This is a genomic window from Kribbella sp. C-35 (assembly GCF_046549195.1).
In the GTDB taxonomy this organism is placed as follows: Bacteria; Actinomycetota; Actinomycetes; order Propionibacteriales; family Kribbellaceae; genus Kribbella.
Window position 1 is genome coordinate 443,342 of the sequence record NZ_JAJPWG010000003.1, and the last position, 22,570, is coordinate 465,911.

Consider the following 22,570-nt stretch of genomic DNA (forward strand, 5'->3'; position numbering starts at 1 on the left):
GTGGGGCTCGCCGGCTACATCGGCAAGCGCGCGGTGCGCCTGGTCCTGTCGTTGATCGCCGTCTCGATCCTGACGTTCACCCTGCTGCAGCTCGCGCCCGGCAACTTCGCCGATCTGCAACGGGTGAACAGCGGCGCCACGAACTTCGGCGGCGTCGGCACCGAGTCGATGGTCGGCGAGCTCGAGTCCCGGTACGGCGCCGACGTACCGGTCTGGAAGCAATACCTGATCTTCATGAAGGGCGCGGTCGTCTGGGACTTCGGACCGTCGTACAAGTACGCGAGCCGCAACGTCCAGGACATCATCGCCGAGGCGTTCCCGGTGTCGGCGACGCTGGCGGTACTAGCGGTTCTGCTCGCGCTGCTGATCGCCGTACCGATCGGGGTGTTCGCGGCGTTGCGGCAGAACACCAAGACCGACCACGCGACGATGTTCGCGGTCACCCTCGGGCACGCGTTGCCCAGCTATCTGACCGCGGCGTTCATGATCCTGCTGTTCTCCGCGACCCTGAAGCTCCTGCCGTCCGGCGGCTGGAACGGCCCGGAGGACCTGATCCTGCCGGTGCTCGCGCTCAGCCTCGGCCCGGCCGCGGTGCTGGCGCGGTATGTGCGGTCGAGCATGCTGGAGACCCTCCGCGAGGAGTACGTCACCGCGGCGCTGGCCAAGGGCGGCCCGCGGCACACTGTCATCATTCGGCACGCCCTGCGCAACTCGCTGATCCCGCTCGTCACCGTGGCCGGCCCGCTGCTGGCGGCGCTGATGACCGGCACGGTGTTCGTCGAGGCACTGCTCCGGATCCCCGGTCTCGGCCTGTACTTCGCGAACGCGGCGGCCAGCCGGGACATGCCGTTGCTGATGGGTACGGCGATGTTCTTCGCGCTGATCCTGATGGTGACCAACCTGGTCGTGGACCTGATCTACGGTCTCCTCGACCCCCGAATCCGTACCGTGGGAGGTGGGTCCCATGACGGCCACTGAGGGCGTCGAGGCCGTGGTCGGCACGACGGGTACCAGTGAACCGGAGCCGATCGAGCGCGGGACGACCGCGCGTGGGCCCTGGTCGCGGGCGTGGTCCCGGTTTCGCAAGCACCGGCTGGCTTTCGGCAGCCTGATCTTCTGCGCATTGCTGATCCTCACCGCGATCGCGGCGCCGCTGATCGCGCCGTACGGCTATGAGGAAACCGACATCCAGCACAAGCTGGCGGGGCCTGGTTCCCCAGGGCATCTGCTTGGCACGGACTTGCTCGGCCGGGACATTCTCAGCCGGCTGATCTACGGGCTGCAGACGGCGTTGACCGTGGCGTTCGGTGCTGAGTTGACGGCGCTAGTGCTGGCGTTGGCGATCGGTTTGCTCGCGGGCTATCTCGGCGGTCGGGTCGAATCGTTGCTGATGGCATTCACCGATGTGATGTATGCGTTCCCCAGCTACTTGTTCGCGGTGGTGATGGTCACCGTGCTCGGTCGCAGCATCTTCGCGTTGGTGGTCGCGATCGGGATCGCGTCGTGGGTCACCCAGGCGCGGCTGGTCCGGGCCCAGGTGATGACGCTGAAGGAACGCGAGTACGTCGAGGCGGCCCGGTCGATGGGCGCCAAGGGCAGCACGATCGCGATCCGGTACATCCTGCCGAACGCGATCGGGCCGATCCTGGTCACGACCAGCTTCGCCATCCCGGCCGCGATCGCCGCCGAGGCGGGGCTAGCGCTGCTAGGACTCGGCGTACAGCCACCGACCCCGTCCTGGGGCGCGATGATCAGCGAGGGCAGCCGGTACCTGCTGGCGGCGCCGCACATGCTGGTCGCGCCGGCGGTGCTGTTCGCCCTTACCCTGCTGGCGTTCACCTGGATCGGCGACGGCGTACGGGATGCTTTCGACCCGAGTGGAGAGCAGCGATGAGCGAAGACGCGTTGCTGTCCGTCCGGGAGCTGCGGACGACGTTCCGGCGTGACGGCGCCGAGCCGCTGACGGCGGTCGACGGGGTGTCGTTCGACGTACGACGTGGGCAGGCGCTGGCGATCGTCGGCGAGAGCGGTAGTGGCAAGAGCGTCACGATGCGCAGCGTGATGGGCATCCTGCCGCGGACCGCGCGGATCACTGGTGGGCAGGCGCTGTTCGGTGGCCGGGACCTGCTGGCGATCGGGGACAAGGAACTGCGCAAGGTCCGCGGACGCGAGATCGCGATGGTCTTCCAGAGCGCGATGGAGGCGATGAACCCGACGCTGACGTTGGAGCGTCAGCTGACCGAACATCTGCTCTGGCACGGGCTGTGTACGAAGGCGGAGGCTCGCAAGCGCGCCGTACGGGCGCTTGGCGATGTCGGTATTCCCGACCCGGAGAAGCGGATCCGCACGTACCCGTTCCAGCTGTCCGGCGGGATGCGGCAGCGCGCGATGATCGCGATGGCGATGGTGACCGAGCCGGCGCTGCTGATCGCCGACGAGCCGACCACCGCCGTCGACGTCACCGTGCAACGGCAGATCCTCGATCTGCTGGCGGAGCTGAAGGACCGCGGCACCGGCGTCATCATGATCACCCACGACCTCGGAGTCGCCCGCTACTTCTGCGACGACGCGGTCGTGATGTACGCCGGTCGCGTGGTCGAGCGAGCGCCGATGGACCGGCTGCTCGACGATCCGCGCCATCCGTACAGCGTCGGACTGCTCGGGTCAGGGGTCGAGGTCGGCGGCCGGGAGCTTCCATTGCGGCCGATCCCGGGTAGCCCGCCTGACTTGTCCCACCGTCCCGAGGGCTGTCCGTTCCATCCGCGGTGTGCGCAGGCCGAACTGCCCAGGTGTGCGACGGAGCAAGAGACTTTGACGATCGGTCCCGGCCGGGACGCCGCGTGCTGGAAGGTGACCGTCGATGCCTGACGAACTGGTCCACGCTTCATCGGTGACGAAGATCTTCCGGACTCGCGCCGGTGAGGTCCGCGCTGTCGATGACGTCTCGTTGACCGTGCACCGTGGCGAGACGCTCGGCCTGGTGGGGGAGAGCGGCAGTGGAAAGTCCACGATGGCGCGGTTGATGATGGGCCTGCAGACGCCGACCTCGGGCCGGGTCGAGTTCGACGGGCAGGACCTGAGCAAGCTACCGGCCCGCGAGTTGCGGACGTTGCGGCCGCGGATGCAGATGGTCTTCCAGAACCCGTACGGTTCGCTGCTTCCGCATTTCAGTGCCATCGGCAACGTGATGGAGCCGCTGCGGCTGCACGAACGGGGCGACAAGGAGTCCCGACGTACCAAGGCTCTCGAACTGCTCGACCTGGTCGGTATCAACACCGGCCACGCGGAGCTGTATCCACGGCAGTTCTCCGGCGGTCAGCAGCAGCGCATCGCGATCGCCCGCGCGCTGGCCCTAGAACCCGACCTGCTGGTCTGCGACGAGCCGACCTCGTCCTTGGATGTCTCCATCCAGGCCCAGATCCTCGAACTCTTCACCGACCTACGAGACCGCCTAGGCCTGTCCTTCCTGTTCATCTCCCACAACCTCGCAGTAGTAGAACGCCTAGCCGACCGCGTAGCAGTAATGAACAAAGGCCAGGTAGTCGAGGAGAGCACCACCGAAGCCCTTTTCCGCGCCCCCCAAGACGCCTACACCAAGCAACTCCTCACCGCCGTACTCCCCATCCGCCAAGCCTCGGACCATTAGCTGAGGGCGTTGGTGAGGGTGGTGGCTAGGGAATGGGTTTGGGAGTCGGTGCCTAGTAGGTAGGGCTGGGGGAGCCAGATGGTGTCGGTGGAGACTTTGTCGGCGTTGGGGCAATCCGGCTCGGGGTAGGGCTGGTTCAGGCGGGTGGTGATTGTTTTTGCTTCTTGGAGTACGGCGGTGTTGCGGTGGAGGGGGACGTAGCCGCTGGATGCTCGGGTGATGCCTGCGGCGGCGAGGGACTGTAGTACGGACTCGCGGCGGCCGGGGACTCGGAGCATGAAGAGGTGGCGGCCGTGTGCGGTGATCGCCGGGTCCTCGGGGGCGAGTTGAATGCCGTCAACGTCGGACAGCAGGTCCGTGAGCAGCCGCGCGTTGCGTTCACGCAACTCCTGCAGCCGCGGATGCCGCCGAAGCTGGACCCGCAGGATCGCCGCCTGGAACTCGGTCAGCCGCAGGTTGTACCCGACCGCCTCGTGCTGGTACCACCCACCGCCCGGCACCCGGCCGACGTTCACCAGCGAATACACCGCGCCCGCCAATTCCGGGGAGTCGGTGAGTACGGCGCCGCCCTCGCCGGCGGTGATGTTCTTGCTGCTCTGAAAGCTGAACGTGCCGAGATCGCCGATCGCGCCGACCGGCCGGCCCTTGTACGCCGCCCCGTGCGCCTGGGCCGCATCCTCGATGATCGTCAACCCGTGCTTGGCGCCGAGCGCATTGAAGGCGTCCATGTCCGCCGGCCGACCCGCGAGATGGACGACCACGATCGCCTTCGTCCGCTCGGTGATCGCAGCCTCGGCCGCGACCGGATCAAGGAGATGGGTGTCCGCATCGACGTCCGCAAAGACCGGCACCGCACCGACGAACAGCGCCGCCGAGGCGGTCGCGATGAAGGTGTACGGCGGCACGATCACCTCGTCGCCGATACCGACGCCGGCCGCCCGCAGCGCCACCGCGATAGCCAGCGTCCCGTTGGCGAGGCAGATCGCATGACCCGCCTGCTGGTACTCCGCGAACTCCTGCTGGAACGTAGCGACCACATCCCCGCTGGTGCTACCCCACTTCCCCGAGCGCAGGACCTCAAGCAGAGCCTTCTCTTCTTCGTCGCCAAACTCGGGCCATTCCGGCATCCCAGAAGTCATGGTGTGATCACCCATCTGTTGTCTCCGGCAACGATGTCAGCGGTCAGTTCGACGAAGGTCCGGCCGAGCCGTACCACCGTCTGGGCGGACCCTTTGCCCTCCTTCACGATGGGGCCAGTGCTCTGTACGGCGAGCAACACCGCAGCGCCCGGCACCGGCTCCAAGGCCTCAGCTCGTACGGCGAGACCGTCCGGATGCGGCTCGACGGACAGCACGACCCCGCGCCGGCTGCGCTCCCAGCTGTTGATCCGGGCGGCCGTCCACCACGGCATCCCGCGCCGACGGGCCTCCGCGGCGAGCTCGATACACGCCGCACGCGTCGGCGGACGCAGATGCAGATGCGGCCCGTGGAACAGAAAGTGCGCGACGCCGTGCACCGACTGGGCGCCGTCCAGGATCACGTCCCGTACAGACTCATGCCCCGCCCAGGCGAGATCCTGCGTGTGCAGCGGCAGGTTGAGTACGTCGTACAATCTGTTGCCCTCAGCAACCGGTGCGAGAGGGAACGACACGTGTGAGGCGCCGAACGTGAAGCCCACATCACCCTGTTTACTGGGCCCACGTGACTCGTCGATCTGGATGCCGAGCCGTTCGCACCAGGTGTAGAACTCGGTCCAGCCCTCCCAGCGCGTGTAGTGGTTCTTGTTCGAGACGATCTGCTCGGTCCCGGTCACGGCCTGCGCCCACACGTACTGCGCTCGCATGAACGGCCAGCCCCAGACCGCGAGGTCCGCGTCGCCCATCGCGTTGTAATGCAGGGCATTCTCGTGTCCGGCCGCGGTGATCGCCGCGTATAGTTCGGGGGAGTACCCGCCCGGGAACACGTGGCACCACGTGACCTGAACGTCGGCCTCGGCGAAGGCATCGATCGCCGCCTGACCATGTTCCTCGACGTTCTGGTCGGAGTCGTGCGACATGTGCGCGACGGCGTCGACGCCCGCCGGCCAGTACCAGAGCCAAGGCACTGCCGCGCCGGCCCCTGAAGTGCCCCACCACAGGCTCTGCGCGAACAACGAGCACCACCAGTCGGCGTGCGGCTGGTCGAACATCGGTACGGCGCTCGGCGGCGGATAGGTGTGCTCGTACGTCGGGAGCAGTTCCGGCTCACCCGGTGGCATCGCCCGGTCCCGCTCGAAGCTCAGCACCATCCCGTCCTCGCACTTGAGGATGCCGTCGTCGATCGGCGCGGTGCCGTCGGCGGCCGGTGCACCGTCGGCGGTGACGGCGTACCCCTGCTGGATCCGGACGATGGTCTGCCACAGGTCGACGCCGTACGTCAGCACGACGCCCGCGTCGAGTCGCCGGAGGGTGACCGCAGCCGTGTCGTCGTCCTGCCAGCGCGCGAGGATTTCGACATCCTGGCCGGTGAGTCGACGACCGCCGACGGCATGCAGTGCGACCGGCGGGTGGGATGACCAAACCGGGGTTTCGGACAGTACGACGTGGCCGTCCGGGATGCTGTCGCCCGCCGATACACCCGCAAGCGCGGAGAGCGGACCGGGATCGCCGACGAGGATCAACACACCGCCGTCGCGCACCCACTGCTCGAGCCCGGCATCAAAGGAGGCCGGTGTGGTTGCGAAGACCAGCACGGACACGTCGTCCGGAGGAGCAGCGGCTTCGTGAGGGGAGATCGACTGATACGGCAGCCGCAGGTGCCCGAGCACCTCGGCCAGGTAGACCCACCAGGCGTCCTGACCCGCCTGGTGGGCCCGCTCGGTCGCCGCCCGGCTGTCCACCACTGCGACTGCATGAAGGGGTTCTGGCACGCGACCAACCCTGCCCCAGGCGTCCTGCTTCGGCAAGGCCTAAATAGCTGTTATGGACGACCGTAATAACTATCGAGGAATCTTCTCGACCAGCAGTTGGTACGGGCGTGGTGGTCGGCCGAGCTTGCTCGAGCGGGGTGGCGGCATCGGCCAGGCCAGGCCTTCGTCGACCAGTGTGCTGAGTGTTCGGCGGGCGGTTCGCAGGGTGACGCCGAGGAGTTCGGCGACCCTCTCCGCGTCGACGATCCGCTCGGTGTCGTTCGCGTTCTCCAGTTGTTCGGCCAGCGTGGCCAGGATCTGCAGCGCGCGCGAGTCGCCCGGCACCGGGCGCTCGGCGGCACGCGTGCGTTCACCGGGAACCTGCAGTACGAAGCCGTGCGGTCCGACCACGAACGCAGTACCGCCGCCGGCCGCCTTGTCGACGGCGGATTGCGCGTTCACCTCCGCCTCGCGGGTCGACGTACCGAGTCCGATGCCGATCTCGAGCCGGATCCCCAGCTCCTCGGAGATCCGGTCCAGGAACGGCGCCATCGACAGGTTGTCGGTTGCCAGCCGCAACGAACCCATCGTCGTGACGATCAGGAAGCTGTGCTCGTCGCGCGGCACCACCGCCGCGTCCATCGGCCGGGCGTCGCGCAGCAACTCGCGGTGCAGCGACAGCCGCAGCTCCTGGTACCAGTACGCGCTGGCGCTCGCGTGCGCCGGCAGCGACGCGGCGGGAACCCGGACGATCATCGTGACGATCCGGGACTCCTCGAGCTTGGCGCCGCTGCCCATCAGGATGGCCGTGGTCAGCGCCTGCCGGATCGTCATCGACGACGGCGTCATCCGCAGCGTCGGTACGCCGGCCTTGCGCAGTGCCACGTCGACGGTCGGCACCGTGGTCACCGCCCCGGTGGTCCGCCCACGCTCGTGCAGCGAGCGGTGAAAGTCGAGGAACGTCTCGGCCGACTCCGGACCGGTGTATTCCTTCAGCCGTACGCCGGAAGCGCTCAGGCCGATCTCTTCGTAGACATGCGTGAGATCGCGCCGCGACATGGTGTCGACGCTGATCCGGGCCGGATCGAAGACCTTCTCGAGCACGCCGCGCAGCAGGGTCGAGAACAACGCCGGCCCGCCGCTCGGCACGTACGTCGCCGGTACCGGCAGCCCGCCCGCGACCGCCACGTCGTACGGCAGCGGTCCCGCGAACAAGAAGGAGTCGACGCGCGAGGCGATCCGGGCTGCCTGCTCATGCGCGTCGTGCTCGTCGGCGTACTGGGCGGTGACCAGTCGCAGGCCGGGGTTGTCCAGCTCGCGGGCCAGGTTGATGATCCGGTGCACGATCTGCTCCGCGCCGACGACGCCGACCGTGACCTGTTCGTGGGACGCCACCCCGTCAGGTTAACCGGCTCACCCGCGCAGGGGCGGATCGACGTTGACGGTGGGGATCCCGCCGCCCGCCCGAGCGATGATCGCCAGCGACGGGTCGTCGGTGGGGTTGCTCTCGCGGTGCACGGTGAAGGCCGGCACGTGCACGAAGTCGCCTGCGACCGCGTCGAGGTACTCGTCGGTGCCCTCGAACTCCAGCCGCAGTACCCCGGACAAGATGTAAAGGCTGCTCTCGTTCCGGTCGTGGTGGTGCCAGCCCGAGATCGCACCGGGCTGCGTGATGACCTGACCGGCCCACAGGATCGGGAGCTCGAAGGCTCGCATCCGGAGCATGCCGGCCGTCGGGTCGGCGGCGACCAGGTCACCCGCTTTGATCACACGGACCGGCTCAGTCATGGCAACAGTCTGCCTCTGCGCGAGCTGCCCAGGCCATCGGGGCGGCGCGTAAGGTTCGGCTATGGCGAGGATTGTGTTCCGGATCCGGATGATGAGCGGCGACCACCTGGATGTCATCTACGAGGAGCCCGGGGCGGCGGACGACGTGACGATCCAGCATGCCGTCACAGCACTCGCGGGTGACAACGGACTGCTGCGGTGCAGACATGGCGACCGGGACATGGTGCTGTTCGCGCGCGGAGTCGCCGCCGTCGAGATCGCACCACGAGGCGCTGTTCTGTAAAGCCGGATGCCCTGGCCGCGGCCGGCCAGGGCATCCGGTGTCAGTTCAGCCCTCCAAGGTCAGTGCCGCGGGTAGGCCGCGTCGACTTCTACCTCGACGAGCCAACCGCCGACCGGGAGGTTCTCGATCTCCAGGGCGAACCGGGACGGGCGGGACTTGTTGACCACGAACGGTTTCGCGGGTGCCGCCGTACCGAGGGGGACGGGGACGTAGGCGCCGGTGGTGAGGTCGGTGTTCGCGAAGTACTGGCGGTACGCGCGGTTCCACCCGGCGAAGTCGGCGACCGTCGCGCCGGCCGGGTTCTGCAGGAAGACCCGCATCGTGTAGACGTCGGCGTAGGACAGCCCGGCGGCCGCGAGGTTCTCGCCGATCCGCCGGAGTGCGTTGATCCCTTGGGCCTCGGTGATCGTGACGCCCGCGGGCAACGTCCCGCCGGGGAAGATCGCGGTGTCGATGTACGACGCCTCGGATCCGGCCGGGGCGCCGGCGTTGAGTGCCGACGGCCCGATCCCACTCGTCTTGTAGACCGGGGTGTTGGCGCCGATCCCGACACCGCTCGCGATCATCGGGTTGGACTGCCCGGCCGGCAGCGCAGGCACGACGGTGCCAGGCTTGGGCGGCTTCGGGCCGTTCCACCAACCCACAGCGGTTCCGGCTCCTGCACTGAAGGAGACGACGACCGCGACCACACCGACAATCAGACGTGATCGCTTCATCGGCTCGCCACCCGACTGTGTAGGGCGGTCACGGCCGCGCGGGCGGACACCATCGCACCGTGCTGCCAGGCGATCGCGTGCGACAGGTGGTCGCCGGCGAAGTAGATGTTGCCAGTGGCATCGAGCAGCCGGGCGTAGATCCCGTCGGTCTGCGACGGCCAGCTGACCCAGGACGCCTCGGAGTACTTGGTGCCCAACCAGTTCACCGAGAACGACGCCTTCACGTCCTTTGTGTAGACGTCCCCGTGCATCTTGGCGCCCTGCATCAGCGCGCGCTGCAGTCGAGCCGCCGGCGTCAGAGCGCCGTACGTGTTGGCGTTGGTGCCGGTGTTGTAGTAGCCGATTAATGTGCCGCGGTCGCCGTGGAAGCCGTACGACGGGTACCACGTGTTGACGGTGTCGAGGTTGCTGTTGGTGATGCCGCCGTAGATCCGGTGGTCCTCCTCCCACCAGCGCCGGCCGTACTCGATGCCGATCTTGCCCGCGTTCGTCGGGCGGGCGTACTTGAGTGCCTCGACGATCGGCGCGGGCAGGTTGGACGGGACCTTCGCGGCCAGGTGCGGCGGCAGCGTGCAGATCGCGTAGTCCGCGGTGATCAGCTTGGTCCGCGACCCGGTCTTGTAGGTGACCTGGACACCGTTGCCGGTGTTGGTCATCCCGGTCACCTCGGCGCCGTACCGGATCTTGTCCTTGCCGACCGCTCGCTCGAACGCGTACGGGATCCGGTCCATGCCGCCGACCGGCTGGAACATCATCACCGCCTGGTCCCAGCCGAACTCGAACGAGAAGTAGTTGCCGACGCCGCTGGCGAAGACATCGCTCAGTGCGTACGGCGCGGCGGTCGTACCGCCCTCCATTCCGGCGCCCGGCTCGACCGTGTAGCCGCGTCGGCCGTCAGTCCCGGTGTAGGCGAACCCGGAGGCCTTGTTCCCGATCGAGCCGAAGCTGGTCAGGAATCCGATCAGTGCCTCCTTGTCGGTCGCCGTCAGTTGGCTGTCGAGCGCGCCTTGATCGGCGGCCGTGGCGAGCAGTTCGGCGACGTAGCCGTACACGTCCGCCTTGGCGGTGCGGTGCCGGATCGGCTTGTTCGACAGGCTGGTGGCGCCTTCGCGGTAGAGGTACGCGTCCGCGTTCTGGTTGACGAACGGCTCGATCGCGACGCCGAGCTCACGGCAGTAGTCGAGCGTCACGTGGTGCTGCGGCAGTCGCGCCGGCCCGGCGTTCATGTACTGACCGGGCGAGAACGTCGCTCGCTGGGTGTTTCCGGCGAGGTCCGTCTCGACGGTGCCGCCGCGGACGGTCCAGTTGCGGCCGCCCGGACGCTGCCGGGCCTCGAGCAGGGTGACCTTGTAGCCGGCCTTCAGGAGTTCGTACGCCGACGTGAGTCCGGCGATCCCGGCGCCGAGGATGACGACGTGCTTGGCGCCTCGGCCGTTGAGATCGGCCCGCGACGGAGCGGCGTACGCGGGAGTTTCGGCGACGCCCGTGAGGCCGAGCGCCGACATGGTGGAGTAGAGCACCCCCGCTCCACCGGTGAGTCCGACCTGTTGCAGGAATTGACGTCTCGTCTGCGCCATACCTTCTCCTCACTGGGCAACTGGGTAGCTGACCAGAAAGGTAAGGACATGGTGTTTTGATCGCGTGTCATGACCGTAACGAGCAGACGCTCGTACTGACAGGTATGTTTCGGCTTAACGAACCTGTTGGAGCAACGCCTTCGCCGCGCCCGCGATTTCGGTGTACACGCCGGGCTTGCCGGGCTGGGCGCAGCCCTGGCCCCAGGAGACGACGCCGAGCAGCCGGCCGTTCAGGACGAGCGGGCCGCCGGAGTCGCCCTGGCAGGCGTCGGTGCCGCCCGCGAGGTAGCCGGCGCAGACGTTGGTCGCGGCGGCGTACCCGTTGGAGACGTAGCTCTTGACGCCCAGGCACGTCTTGTCGCCGAGGTCCGGTACGGCGGCCTTCTGCAGGGTCTCGTCCGGGCCGGTGTCCTGCGTGTCGCCCCAGCCGTAGACAGTCGGTACGGCGCCGGTCCGGTCCGCTCGCGCGCGGGTCTCCAGTGGCAGTACCGGTACGCCGATGAACGGCTTCGCCAACGTCAACACCGCAACGTCGTACCGGTGGTCCTTCGTGTTGTAGCCCGGGTGGACCCACGCCTTGCTGATCGCCGACACCCGTCCGACCGAGTCGTCCGCGAGGTCCGCCCGACCCTGCACCGCGTAGTACGTCGACACCGCCTCGTCCATGCAGTGTGCGGCCGTCACGATCTTGTCCGGGGCCACCAGGGCGGCTCCGCAGTACCGGCCGCTCGACGACATGGACTGCGTGTTGTTCAACGCGATCGCCCACGGCGCCTCGGTCGGGCTGGCCACCGTCCCTCCGACGATCACCGGCTTTGCGCCGGCAGTGACAACCAGGAGAACCCCGACAAGAAGTACAACCCGCTTCAGCATTCACTACTCCACGTGAGACAACGATCGCTTCAAGTAAAGTCCCACACCGAGCGCGATCGTCCACAGCCCCCACGCCGTACTCCCGAGCAGTCCCGCCGCGTCCCACACCGGGAAGCCGGGGAACGCGGTCGCCAGGACGTCGCCTTGGTTGGCGAAATACAGCACGCTCGCCGCGAGGCCCATCCATCCGATCCACCGCGGTAGCGCGTGCGTCCGCAGGATGACGAGACTCACAATCACGCTCCACGCGATCGCGAGCAACTGGCCCAGGTGTTCGCCGAGTAGTGCACCGCCGAACTGATGCTGTGTGGTCCATGCCATGGCCGCCGTCGGGTCCCCGGCCGCGTGCGCGCGGGCCAACGGCGGTACGACGAAAACCCAGCGCAGGAAGCCGATCAGCGACAGCAGAACGGATGCCGCGCCGAGTGCGGTGCCGACGCGTAGTGGCTGGTTGATTGCCTTCGGCAACATCAGGATCGGGATCGCCAGCAGTCCGTACGTCCAGGCGGTGGCGAACCAGGTCCAGGTCAGCCCGGACCCGCCCTCGACGTACTCGGTCAGGACCTTCGCGGCCGGCTCGCGGAGGATGTCGGGCCAGTCGAAGGTCGCGGACAGGACGGATGCGGCGACGGCGAAACTCAGCGCGGCGAGGACGAACAGGACTCCAGTGGTACGGCGCATGATCCCCCCAATAGAAATTGTACGGTGTACAGAGATAGTGTGCAGGTAATTCTGTACGCTGTCCAGAGATGGCTACGCGAGGGCGGCCCGGGCCGCGACGAACCCTGACCGAGGATGAGCTGCTCGACGCTGCGCTCCAGCTGCTGGACGAGGGCGGGCAGGCGTCGATCCGCGGGATCGCGGCGAAGGTTGGGGTGGCCCCGAACGCCGTCTACACGTACTTCCCGGACAAGTCCGCGGTGATCGCCGCGCTGATCGAGAAGCTGCTCGGCGACGCCGACAGCGGCGGTTTCGCGGACGAGAGCCGACCGTGGCGCGAGCGGATCGAGGCGCTCGCGCTCGACGTCCGCACGAACCTGGTCGCGCACCCCGGCGCCGGGGCGCTGTTGATGAGCGGTCCGATGGACGGTCCGCGGACGACGGCGCTGAACGAGCGTCTGCTCGGTCTGCTCATCGACGCCGGCCTCGAAGCGGCCGACGCCGCGCGGTCGACGTACCTGCTGATCGTCTACGTGCTCGGGTCGATCGCGCTCGAGGTCGCGGACGAGACCGACCCCGGACCGCTGCCGCCCGAGGATGCGCGCGTGGCGCGGCGGCGCGCGACGTACGACCAGATCCCCGCTGAGGTGTTCCCGCGATCAGCCGCGGCGGTGCCGACGATGGCGCGCTACATCACCACCGAGCAGTACCTGTGGGGTCTGCGCCGGATCCTGGACGGCATCAAGAGCTGACTGGGGCCCGCAGACTCCCGTAGCGCTCCATGCGTTGCCAGCGGAGCCTGGTGCCGGCCAGTGCGGTGAAGACCGACTGGATGACCACCAGGTACATCAGCTGCCGGTAGACGAACTGCTGCAACGGCAGCGTCCACAGCGGTCCAGCCCGCTCTCCGTCCAGTCGGAACGCGTAGAAGCCCATGGCCACCTGCAGTACGACGAAGCCGGCCCAGACCGCCAGCACGCGGACCGGGTCGAGGAACACCAGGCCGTAGATCGCGAACACGTCCACGACAGGTGCCAGGAGCGGCAGCAGCACCTGAAAGAGCATGAGGTACGTCAGACCGCGCCGGCCGAACTTCCCGGCCCGGCCGCCCTGCACCATCGCCCCGCGGTGCTTCCACATCGCTTGGAGCGTCCCGTAGCACCAGCGGTACCGCTGCCGCCACAGTGCACCCAGCGACGCGGGCGCCTCGGTCCACGCCACTGCACTCTCCTCGTAGACCACCCGCCACCCGTCCCGGCACAGCGCCATCGTCAGGTCGGTGTCCTCGGCCAGCGTCACGTCACTCAGTCCGCCGATCCGCTCCAGCGCCGTACGACGGAACGCGCCGACCGCACCAGGCACGGTGGGCATGCACTCGGCGAGGTCGAACAACCGGCGGTCCAGGTTGAACCCGATCACGTACTCGATGTGCTGCCAGCGGCCGAGCAGACCGCGCCGGTTGCCCACCTTGGCGTTGCCCGACACCGCCCCGACCGACGGGTGCCCGAACGGCTGGATGAGCTTGCGGACGGCGTCCGGCTCGAACACCGTGTCGCCGTCGACCATCACGATCAGCTCGAACCGCGCCGCGCGCAGCCCGGTGTTCAGCGCGATCGGCTTGCCTGAGTTGGCCTGCCGGATCACGCGGACCCCGGGGATGTGCAGCGCTTCGACAAGGTCCGCCGTACCGTCCGTCGACCCGTCGTCGACGACGATGACCTCTAGCGGGTGGTCCGACGCCACGAGCGAGCGGATCGCGGCCTCGATACCCGCACTCTCGTTGTACGCCGGAACGATGACACTGACCGGCTCTGTCACCGGGGGCCCGTAGCTCCAGCCACGCATCTTCACGTGCCGTCGGGCGGCGATAACCGTGGTGATCGCGCGCAGCACGCTCAGCGCGCCGGCTGCGTACAGCAGCCAGCCGATCAGGGCCATCACGGCATCGCTGATCCGCATCACCCAGATCACCGCGAGACCTCGACCGCGGTCCAGCAGACTTGCTTTACGGGTGGGGTCCGGCAGGCCAACCGAGTCGCTGACCGTGGCGAACCGGAAGCCACGGGCCTTCAGCCGGGGGAGCAGTTTGCTCAGTGCCTCGACGGTCTGGCTGCGGTCACCGCCGGCGTCGTGCATCAGCAGGACCTGTCCGGCGGTGCTGCGCGGCATCGAGTTGGCAATGACCTGTGCGGTCCCGGGCTTACGCCAGTCCTCACTGTCCTGCGTGCTCAGCACGCTGAGGTAGCCCGCCTTCCGGATCTGCTGGAGGCTTGCCCAGTCGCGGTCGGTCAATGCGTTCGGCTCGGAGGAGTAGGGCGGCCGGAAGAGCGTCGTACTGGCACCTGTCGCTCCGGCGAGGATGAGCTGGCTCTGGCGGAACTCGAGCGCACGGCGCCAGGAGGCCGCGGTCGACAGGTCCGCGTGGGTGAAGGTGTGCAGGGCGATCTGGTGCCCTTCGGCAAGGATTCGGCGGGCCAGCTCCGGATGCGCGGCGACCTCGGTGCCGACGACGAAGAACGTCGCGTGCACCTGCTGTTCCCGCAGCAGGTCCAGGATCTTCGGGGTCCAGACGGGATCGGGGCCGTCGTCGAAGGTGAGCGCGATGGTGCGGGCCTTCGGTGACGCGGACCGGGGAGTGCCGTCGCCGGCGTCGATGACCGGTCCGCCGGTGACGATCTGCCGCGGTACCGAGCCGGATCCGCCGGTCGGCTGGATCGCGCCCTCGGACAGCGTACCGAGCATGTGGTGCGTGTAGCCGTTCAGCAACAGCATGCTGGACAAACAGACCAGCACCATGGTCAGCACGATCCAATGCGTGCGGAGCGGGACCTGCTTGGCCCGCCGCGCAACCGGTCTGCTCACGGCGCGGTCGGCGTCTTGGTCTTACCAGGCGGAGTGGTCGGCTTGTTGCCGTGCGTGGCCGTCGCCGTCGGTGTGGGGGCGGTCGTCGGCGAGTTCGTCCGGCCCGGCGGTGTGGTCGTGGTCGTCGTCGGAGCAGTCGTCGGTACGACGGTCGGCGGCGGCACCGGAGTCACCGGCGGGATGCTGGTCGGGACGGTCGTGGGGCTGGAGGTCGGTCCGCCGGTGGGGGTCGTCGACGGCGTCTGCGCGGTGGAGCTCGGCTCGTCACCCGGCGTACCGGACGTGTTCGTCGGCCGGGGCGTTTCGATCGCGATCTCGGCCGGCGGAGCGGTCGGCCGGTGCTTGGGTTTGGCCGCTTCGGGAAGCGGGATGAGCGGCGTATCCATCCGCGGTCCGCCGAGGAGGCTACTGGCCATGAGCACGAGGTAACCGACGGTAGGTACGGCGAGGAAGGCGCCAGTTCTGCGGATGGTGCGACGACGACGCCCGGTCGAGTCCAGGAAGACCGGCCGCCGGGCGGAATGGTGCTTCACAAGGGCGAGAGCTTAGCCGAATCGAGTCAGGATTGGGATGTTGCAAGTCTTGCAGCTTCCTGCAAGCCCTTCCCCGGTGAATTCTCGAAACCGAAACACCCGGCGGTGCGGTGGCCGGAGGCCGGGGTGGCTACTGTCGTCAGGTGCAGAAATGGCCTGGTCGTCCTTACCCTCTCGGCGCCACGTACGACGGCGCCGGGACGAACTTCGCGGTGTTCTCGGAGGTTGCCGATCGAGTGGACCTGTCGCTGGTCGGCGACGACGGAACCGAGCAGCTGGTGCAGCTGACCGAGGTGGACGGGTTCGTACATCACGCCTACCTCCCCGGAGTGCAGCCGGGAGAGCGCTACGGCTTCCGGGTGCACGGGCCGTACAACCCGGCCGAAGGTGACCGATGCAACCCGTCCAAGCTGCTGCTGGACCCGTACGCGAAGGCTGTCGACGGGCAGATCGACGGTGACGAGTCGCTGTTCAGCTACCGGTTCGCGAAGCCGGACGAGCTGAACACCATGGACAACCGCGAGCACACGATGCTCTCGGTGGTGACCAACCCGTTCTTCGACTGGGGCAACGACCGTCCGCCCGAGCACGCGTACCACGAGACCGTGATCTACGAGGCGCACGTCAAGGGCCTCACCAAGACCCATCCGGGGCTGCCCGAGAACATCCGCGGCACGTACGCCGGTATCGGCCACCCGGCCGTCATCGAGCACCTCAAGGAGCTCGGGGTGTCCGCGATCGAGCTGATGCCGGTGCATCAGTTCGCCCAGGACGGGCACCTGCAGGAGCTCGGCCTGTCGAACTACTGGGGCTACAACACGATCGGCTTCTTCGCGCCGCACAACGCCTACTCGTCGACCGGCACCCGCGGTCAGCAGGTGACCGAGTTCAAGGCGATGGTGAAGGCGCTGCACGAGGCGGACATCGAGGTGATCCTCGACGTCGTCTACAACCACACCGCCGAGGGGAACGAGTTCGGTCCGACGCTGTCGTTCAAGGGCATCGACAACGCGGCGTACTACCGCCTGGTCGACCAGGACAAGTCGCACTACTACGACACCACCGGCACCGGCAACAGCCTGCTGATGCGGCACCCGCACGTACTGCAGCTGATCATGGACTCGCTGCGCTACTGGGTCACCGAGATGCACGTCGACGGCTTCCGCTTCGACCTCGCGGCCACGCTGGCCCGCCAGTTCCACGAGGTCGACCGGCTGTCGGCGTTCTTCGACCTGGTCCAGCAGGACCCGGTGGTGAGCCAGGTGAAGCTGATCGCCGAGCCGTGGGACGTGGGCGACGGCGGCTACCAGGTGGGCAACTTCCCGCCCCTGTGGACGGAGTGGAACGGTAAGTACCGCGACACCGTGCGGGACTTCTGGCGGGGCGAGCAGTACACCCTGGCCGAGTTCGCCTCCCGGCTGACCGGCTCCTCGGACCTGTACCAGGACGACAGCCGCCGGCCGCTCGCGAGCATCAACTTCGTCACCGCTCACGACGGCTTCACGCTGCGCGACCTCGTGTCCTACAACGAGAAGCACAACGAGGCGAACGGCGAGGGTGGCAAGGACGGCGAGAGCCACAACCGCTCCTGGAACTGCGGTGTCGAGGGCGCGACGGACGACCCTGAGGTACTGCGACTGCGCGCCAGGCAGCAGCGCAACTTCCTCACCACGCTGCTGATCTCGCAGGGCGTGCCGATGATCGCGCACGGCGACGAGCTGGGCCGGACGCAGAGCGGCAACAACAACGTCTACTGCCAGGACAACGAGATCGCCTGGGTCGACTGGGGTCTCGGCGAGCCGCAGAAGCACCTGCTCGAGTTCACCAGGGCCGTGGTGCGCCTGCGCAACAACCACCCGGTGCTGCGCCGCCGCCGCTTCTTCCACGGCGACACGGGGATCGACGGACTCGGCGACCTGGTCTGGTTCGCACCGAAGGGCGCCGAGATGCAGAACGGCGACTGGCAGCAGAACGACGCGCGGGCGATCGCCGTCTTCCTCAACGGCGACGCGATCTCCGAGCCGGATCCCCGCGGTGAGCCCGTGGTCGACGACTCGTTCCTGATCCTGCTGAACAGCAACTACGAGGCGGTCGACTTCCTCCTCCCACCTGAGGAGTACGGCGAGAACTGGACGGTCGTCGTCGACACGACGAGTGCCACCGGCGCCGGGACCGATGAGCCGCACGCTGCCGGGACCACGGTCCAACTGGAGGCCCGCAGCACGCTGGTCCTGACCCGCCCTAGGCAGGCGGCCGGATGACGGGAGTCCCGCAGGCGACCTACCGGTTCCAGCTCCGCGCTGAGTTCGGCTTCGACGCCGCGGCCGCGGTGGTCCCGTACCTGGCCGGCCTCGGGATCTCCCACGCGTACCTCTCCCCGATCCTCCAGGCCGCACCCGGTTCCACCCACGGGTACGACGTGGTGGACCACAGCCGGCTGTCCGAGCCGATGGGCGGCCGCCCCGCGTTCGACCGGTTGTCCGCGCAGCTCACCGAGCACCGCCTGGGGGTCGTCGCGGACGTCGTACCGAACCATGTCGCCGTACCGACGCCGGAGAGTCTCAACAAGGCGCTGTGGTCGGTACTGCGGCTCGGGCCTGGTTCGCAGTACGCGGACTGGTTCGACGTCGACTGGGGTGCGGGGAACCAGCCGTTGCTGATGGCGGTGCTGGGGCAGCGGATCGGCAAGGTGCTGGCGGACGGTGAGTTGTCGGTCGACGGCGACGTACTGCGGTACTACGAGCACGAGTACCCGCTGCGGCCGGGGACCGAGGGGCTGCCGATCCAGGAGCTCGTCACCGAGCAGTGGTACCGCCTCGCGCACTGGCGGGTCGCTGACGAGGAGCTCAACTACAGGCGGTTCTTCGACGTCGACACGCTCGCTGCCGTACGTCAGGAGACGCAGGAGGTCTTCGACGCGACGCATCAGCTCCTGCTCGCACTGCTGCACGAGGGCAAGCTCAACGGCTATCGGATCGACCACCCCGACGGTCTGGCGGACCCACGCGGCTACCTGCGCCGACTGGCCGAGCGCACCGGCGGAGCCTGGGTCGTGGTGGAGAAGATCCTGGAAGGCGACGAGCAGCTCCCACGCGACTGGCCCTGCGCCGGCACCACCGGGTACGACGCCCTGCTGCGCGTCGGCGGCCTGTTCGTGGACCCTGCCGGTGCTGCACCGCTTGCAGCACTCCACTCCGAGCTCACCGGTGCACCAGCCGACTTCGGGCCCGTGGTGGAGGAGGCGAAGCGCGAGATCGTCCAGCATGGGCAGTACGCCGAGGTGCATCGACTGGTCGAGTTGCTGGCCCGCATCTGCCAGGACGACGTACGGCTGCGTGACCACACCAGGCGGGCGTTCCACGAGGTCGTGGCCGAGCTACTGGTCCAGTTCGACGTCTACCGCGCGTACGTCGTACCAGGTGAAGAGGCACCGGCTGCTGCGGTTGCTGCGATGGAACGTGCGGCCGAGAAGGCACGGGCCAATCTCGACGAGGACCGGCAGGCGACGCTGGACGTAGTACTGCACCTCTTGCTGGGACGTGAGACGAACGCGATCGACGAGCAGGCGCGGGCCGAGCTGATCGTGCGCTTCCAGCAGACCTGTGGGCCGGTGATGGCCAAAGGCGTCGAGGACACCGCGTTCTACCGATGGCTGCGGCTCACATCGCTCAACGAGGTCGGTGGGGACCCAGAGCACTTCGGTGTCACGCCGGAGGAGTTCCATGCGTACGCCTCCCAGCTGAACCGTCACTGGCCCAAGACGATGACCACGCTGTCCACTCACGACACCAAGCGGTCCGAGGACGTCCGTGCGCGTCTCGGCGTACTGTCCGAGCAGCCGGCCGCCTGGTCGGAGGCGGTGCGTGAATGGCGCAGGCTCTCTGAAGACCACCGGAACCCGTTGCTGGACGGCAGCACGGAGTACCTGTTCTGGCAGACGCTCTTCGGCACCTGGCACGACGGACCGCTCGCTGAGGACCGCCTGCAGGCGTATCTGTTGAAGGCGATCCGTGAAGCCAAACGGCACACTTCGTGGACCTCACCCGATGACGAGTACGAACAGACTGTCGCCGCCTTCGCTACAGCAGTCCTGCACGACAACACCGTGCTCGACTCGGTACGCCGCTTTGCTGACGAGCAGACCGACTACGTGCGCGCAGCCACGCTCGGACAGAAGCTGGTGCAGCTGACGATGCCCGGCGTACCGGACGTGTATCAGGGCACCGAACTGGTCGATCTGTCCCTGGTGGACCCCGACAACCGACGTCCCGTGGACTACGAGCAGCGCATCGGTCGGCTGCAGCGGCTGGACGATGGTGGCAAGCCGGAGGACCTGTCCGACGAGAAGCTGCTTGTGACGTCCCGAGCGCTCCGCCTCCGCCGGCAGTACCCGGAGGCCTTTGCCGGCAGCTATACGCCGCTCCCGACGTCAAACGGACATGCGGTTGCTTTCGCTCGTGGAGACGCGGTCATCACCGTGGCAACCAGGCTGCCGGCCGCGCTGCAACGTCTGGGCGGTTGGGGCGAGAGCATGGTGGTACTGCCGAGTGGCCAATGGAAGAACGTACTGACCGGCCGCGACGTCGGTAGCGGCGCTGCCAGGATCGTCGACCTGCTGACCGACCTACCGGTTGCCCTGCTGGTCAGGAGCTGACAGCCATGCACACCTTCCGCGTCTGGGTACCCGGGGCGACCAACGTCGACCTGGTACTGCGGGACGGTGTGCTGCCGATGCGCTTCGCCGCCGACGGCTGGTGGGAACGTCAGGTGGTCGAGGCGCACCACGGCACCGACTACGCGTACTCCGTCGACGGCAGTGACCCGCTACCCGATCCACGCAGCCCCTGGCAGCCGGACGGCGTCCACGGGTTCAGCCGGGTCTTCGACGCGGACCGCTTCGAGTGGAACGACGACAGCTGGACAGGTCGCGACGTACGCGGTGCTGTCTTCTACGAGCTCCACCTGGGCACCTTCACGTTGGAAGGCACGCTGGACGCCGCCGCTGAGCACCTGGACTACCTGGCTGTGCTCGGCGTGGAGGTGGTCTCTCTGCTGCCGATAGCCGCGTTCCCCGGCGCACACGGCTGGGGGTACGACGGTGTGGACCTCTACGCCGTGCACGAGCCGTACGGTGGCCCGGAAGCACTGCAGCGGTTTGTCGACCGGTGTCATCTCGCTGGACTCGCGGTCTGTCTCGACGTCGTCTACAACCACCTCGGCCCAAGCGGGAACTACCTGGCCAGCTTCGGTCCGTACTTCACCACTCGCCACTCCACGCCGTGGGGCCCTGCGGTCAACCTCGACGACACGGGCAGCACCGAGGTACGGCGGTGGATCTGCGACAACGCACTGCGCTGGTTCCGCGACTTCCACATCGACGTACTGCGGCTGGACGCCGTACACGCGCTGGTCGACGACAGCCCGACCCACCTCCTCCAGCAGCTGTCGACAGAGACCGCAGCGTTGTCCAAGGAACTGGGACGGCCGCTGGGGCTGGTGGCTGAGTCCGACCTCAACGACCCGCGCACGGTCGAGCCTGTGTCGCAAGGCGGGATGGGCATGACCGCGCAGTGGAGCGACGACTTCCACCATGCACTGCACGCTCTGCTGACCGGCGAGCGGTTCGGGTACTACGTGGACTTCGGGGATCCGGCCGTGTTCGCGAAGACGTTGACGCGGGTGTTCCTGCATGACGGGGAGTACTCGACGTTCCGCGGCAAGGACTGGGGCCGGCCGGTCGATCCGCGGAACCACCGCGGCGGCGAATTCCTCGTCTACACGTCGAACCACGACCAGATCGGGAACCGGGCGCTCGGCGACCGTCCGGCGTTGACGCCGGGACAGCTCGCGATCGGCGCCGCGCTGGTGCTGACCTCGCCGTACACGCCGATGCTGTTCATGGGTGAGGAGTGGGGTGCCTCGACTCCTTGGAGGTTCTTCACCGATTTCACCGAGCACGCGCTGGCCGACGCGGTGCGGACCGGGCGGCGGCGGGAGTTCGCGGAGTTCGGCTGGGACGCGGACGAGATCCCGGACCCGCAGGATCCGCAGACCTGGCGGAGCTCGGTGCTCGACTGGTCCGAGCCGGACGAGGCACCGCATCGCGACGTACTCGCCTGGTACCGGCACCTGCTGAAGTTCCGGGCCCGGATGCCCGAGCTGCGCGACGACCGGCTCGAGTCCGTCGGGATCGCGTTCGACCCGGCCGGCGCCTGGCTGGTGGTGACCCGCGGCAGCCTGCGGGTGGTCGCGAACCTGACCGCGTCCGGCGCGGTGGTGCCGGTCGACGCGATCCCGGAGTACGTGGTGATGTCGTTCGCCGGGGCCGAGCTGACCGGCGACGGGGTCCTGTTGCCCGCTCACGGCGTCGCGATCCTCGCCGTCTGAGACTTTCTTCACAAACAGCACGTTTGTGGGTCAATCCAACACAAGACGGCGTTCGAGCGTGTTGATCCGTGGTGATTTCCGGAATCACTTGCTGCCGGGCCCCTCGTGACCGACTGTAGATGAGCCAGCAGGGGACGGGGGGTTTGACGGGAGGACCGGATGACAGTCGGAGGCGTCGACACCTACTACGATTACGAAGAGAAGCAGTGGAAGAGCCGGAAACTGGGGGGCGGCCCGATCCGCCGCGGCCCCGTGTGCCCGGCCCCACGCACCCCGGACCACGCGGTGCACGACACACTCCCCGAGCGCCGTCGCGACCACGACGTGCCGAACCACACGCTCAACTGAAACCACCCTG

The 22,570-nt window shown here is 67.9% G+C and carries 20 protein-coding genes; 10 read left to right on the top strand and 10 right to left on the bottom strand.

Annotated features, from left to right (window positions below):
- From ACLJOO_RS22090 to ACLJOO_RS22105, 4 genes are read left to right on the top strand one after another with little or no spacing between them, the layout of a single operon-like run.
- The gene (locus ACLJOO_RS22090) at positions 1 to 978 is read left to right on the top strand and encodes an ABC transporter permease (protein WP_410789156.1); all 978 of its coding nucleotides are present in this window, start codon (positions 1 to 3) and stop codon (positions 976 to 978) included.
- On the top strand, positions 965 to 1,894 hold the full coding sequence (locus ACLJOO_RS22095) for an ABC transporter permease (RefSeq protein ID WP_410789157.1): 930 nt from the start codon (positions 965 to 967) through the stop codon (positions 1,892 to 1,894). The genes ACLJOO_RS22090 and ACLJOO_RS22095 overlap by 14 nt, the downstream gene beginning before the upstream one ends.
- Positions 1,891 to 2,868 (top strand): ABC transporter ATP-binding protein, encoded by a 978-nt coding sequence (locus ACLJOO_RS22100; protein WP_410789159.1) that lies wholly within the window; start codon positions 1,891 to 1,893, stop codon positions 2,866 to 2,868. The genes ACLJOO_RS22095 and ACLJOO_RS22100 overlap by 4 nt, the downstream gene beginning before the upstream one ends.
- Complete coding sequence (locus ACLJOO_RS22105) at positions 2,861 to 3,646, top strand: ATP-binding cassette domain-containing protein (RefSeq protein ID WP_410789160.1); 786 nt, start codon at positions 2,861 to 2,863, stop codon at positions 3,644 to 3,646. The genes ACLJOO_RS22100 and ACLJOO_RS22105 overlap by 8 nt, the downstream gene beginning before the upstream one ends.
- On the opposite strand, the gene ACLJOO_RS22110 is transcribed toward ACLJOO_RS22105, so the two are convergent.
- The 4 genes from ACLJOO_RS22110 to ACLJOO_RS22125 all read right to left on the bottom strand — a co-directional run bounded on the left by ACLJOO_RS22110 (position 3,643) and on the right by ACLJOO_RS22125 (position 8,321).
- Positions 3,643 to 4,785, bottom strand: a complete 1,143-nt coding sequence (locus ACLJOO_RS22110; RefSeq protein WP_410789162.1) for a DegT/DnrJ/EryC1/StrS family aminotransferase — start codon at positions 4,783 to 4,785, stop codon at positions 3,643 to 3,645. The two genes, ACLJOO_RS22105 and ACLJOO_RS22110, sit on opposite strands and share 4 nt — an antisense overlap.
- On the bottom strand, positions 4,782 to 6,554 hold the full coding sequence (locus tag ACLJOO_RS22115; protein ID WP_410789164.1) for a hypothetical protein: 1,773 nt from the start codon (positions 6,552 to 6,554) through the stop codon (positions 4,782 to 4,784). Before ACLJOO_RS22115 ends, ACLJOO_RS22110 begins: the two co-directional genes overlap by 4 nt.
- Positions 6,555 to 6,623: 69 nt before the next feature.
- On the bottom strand, positions 6,624 to 7,928 hold the full coding sequence (locus ACLJOO_RS22120; protein WP_410789166.1) for a hypothetical protein: 1,305 nt from the start codon (positions 7,926 to 7,928) through the stop codon (positions 6,624 to 6,626).
- A gap of 18 nt (positions 7,929 to 7,946) precedes the next feature.
- Positions 7,947 to 8,321 carry a cupin domain-containing protein gene (locus tag ACLJOO_RS22125; protein ID WP_410789167.1) on the bottom strand — a complete coding sequence of 125 codons (375 nt, stop codon included), beginning with the start codon at positions 8,319 to 8,321 and terminating at the stop codon, positions 7,947 to 7,949.
- Positions 8,322 to 8,382: 61 nt separating this feature from the next.
- On the opposite strand from ACLJOO_RS22125, the gene ACLJOO_RS22130 reads away from it, so the two are divergent.
- The gene (locus tag ACLJOO_RS22130; protein WP_410789168.1) at positions 8,383 to 8,604 is read left to right on the top strand and encodes a hypothetical protein; all 222 of its coding nucleotides are present in this window, start codon (positions 8,383 to 8,385) and stop codon (positions 8,602 to 8,604) included.
- Between the two features lie 59 nt (positions 8,605 to 8,663).
- Here the strand turns inward: ACLJOO_RS22130 and ACLJOO_RS22135 are convergent, their stop codons facing one another.
- The 4 genes from ACLJOO_RS22135 to ACLJOO_RS22150 all read right to left on the bottom strand — a co-directional run bounded on the left by ACLJOO_RS22135 (position 8,664) and on the right by ACLJOO_RS22150 (position 12,451).
- Positions 8,664 to 9,320 carry a Rid family hydrolase gene (locus ACLJOO_RS22135; RefSeq protein WP_410789170.1) on the bottom strand — a complete coding sequence of 219 codons (657 nt, stop codon included), beginning with the start codon at positions 9,318 to 9,320 and terminating at the stop codon, positions 8,664 to 8,666.
- Positions 9,317 to 10,897, bottom strand: coding sequence for a flavin monoamine oxidase family protein (locus ACLJOO_RS22140; RefSeq protein WP_410789171.1), 1,581 nt, complete (start codon positions 10,895 to 10,897; stop codon positions 9,317 to 9,319). The genes ACLJOO_RS22135 and ACLJOO_RS22140 overlap by 4 nt, the downstream gene beginning before the upstream one ends.
- A gap of 114 nt (positions 10,898 to 11,011) precedes the next feature.
- A complete protein-coding gene (locus tag ACLJOO_RS22145) occupies positions 11,012 to 11,770 on the bottom strand; it encodes a S1 family peptidase (protein ID WP_410789172.1) in 759 nt (252 codons plus the stop codon).
- A gap of 3 nt (positions 11,771 to 11,773) precedes the next feature.
- Positions 11,774 to 12,451 carry a DUF4386 domain-containing protein gene (locus ACLJOO_RS22150; protein WP_410789173.1) on the bottom strand — a complete coding sequence of 226 codons (678 nt, stop codon included), beginning with the start codon at positions 12,449 to 12,451 and terminating at the stop codon, positions 11,774 to 11,776.
- A gap of 68 nt (positions 12,452 to 12,519) precedes the next feature.
- Here ACLJOO_RS22150 and ACLJOO_RS22155 point away from each other — a divergent pair, with 68 nt between their 5' ends.
- Complete coding sequence (locus ACLJOO_RS22155) at positions 12,520 to 13,182, top strand: TetR/AcrR family transcriptional regulator C-terminal domain-containing protein (RefSeq protein WP_410789174.1); 663 nt, start codon at positions 12,520 to 12,522, stop codon at positions 13,180 to 13,182.
- Here the strand turns inward: ACLJOO_RS22155 and ACLJOO_RS22160 are convergent.
- Positions 13,172 to 15,292, bottom strand: coding sequence for a bifunctional polysaccharide deacetylase/glycosyltransferase family 2 protein (locus tag ACLJOO_RS22160; RefSeq protein ID WP_410789175.1), 2,121 nt, complete (start codon positions 15,290 to 15,292; stop codon positions 13,172 to 13,174). The two genes, ACLJOO_RS22155 and ACLJOO_RS22160, sit on opposite strands and share 11 nt — an antisense overlap.
- Complete coding sequence (locus ACLJOO_RS22165; RefSeq protein WP_410789176.1) at positions 15,289 to 15,825, bottom strand: hypothetical protein; 537 nt, start codon at positions 15,823 to 15,825, stop codon at positions 15,289 to 15,291. The genes ACLJOO_RS22160 and ACLJOO_RS22165 overlap by 4 nt, the downstream gene beginning before the upstream one ends.
- Before the next feature lie 143 nt (positions 15,826 to 15,968).
- Between ACLJOO_RS22165 and glgX the strand changes: the two genes are divergently transcribed.
- From glgX to ACLJOO_RS22185, 4 genes are all read left to right on the top strand, one after another.
- Positions 15,969 to 18,086, top strand: coding sequence for a glycogen debranching protein GlgX (gene glgX, locus ACLJOO_RS22170; protein WP_410789177.1), 2,118 nt, complete (start codon positions 15,969 to 15,971; stop codon positions 18,084 to 18,086).
- Entirely contained in the window at positions 18,083 to 20,479 is a 2,397-nt protein-coding gene (gene treY, locus ACLJOO_RS22175) for a malto-oligosyltrehalose synthase (protein WP_410789178.1), read from the top strand. The genes glgX and treY overlap by 4 nt, the downstream gene beginning before the upstream one ends.
- Positions 20,480 to 20,484: 5 nt before the next feature.
- Positions 20,485 to 22,212 (top strand): malto-oligosyltrehalose trehalohydrolase, encoded by a 1,728-nt coding sequence (gene treZ, locus ACLJOO_RS22180; protein WP_410789179.1) that lies wholly within the window; start codon positions 20,485 to 20,487, stop codon positions 22,210 to 22,212.
- Positions 22,213 to 22,371: 159 nt separating this feature from the next.
- Positions 22,372 to 22,560, top strand: coding sequence for a hypothetical protein (locus ACLJOO_RS22185; protein WP_410789180.1), 189 nt, complete (start codon positions 22,372 to 22,374; stop codon positions 22,558 to 22,560).
- The last annotated feature ends 10 nt before the right edge of the window (positions 22,561 to 22,570 follow it).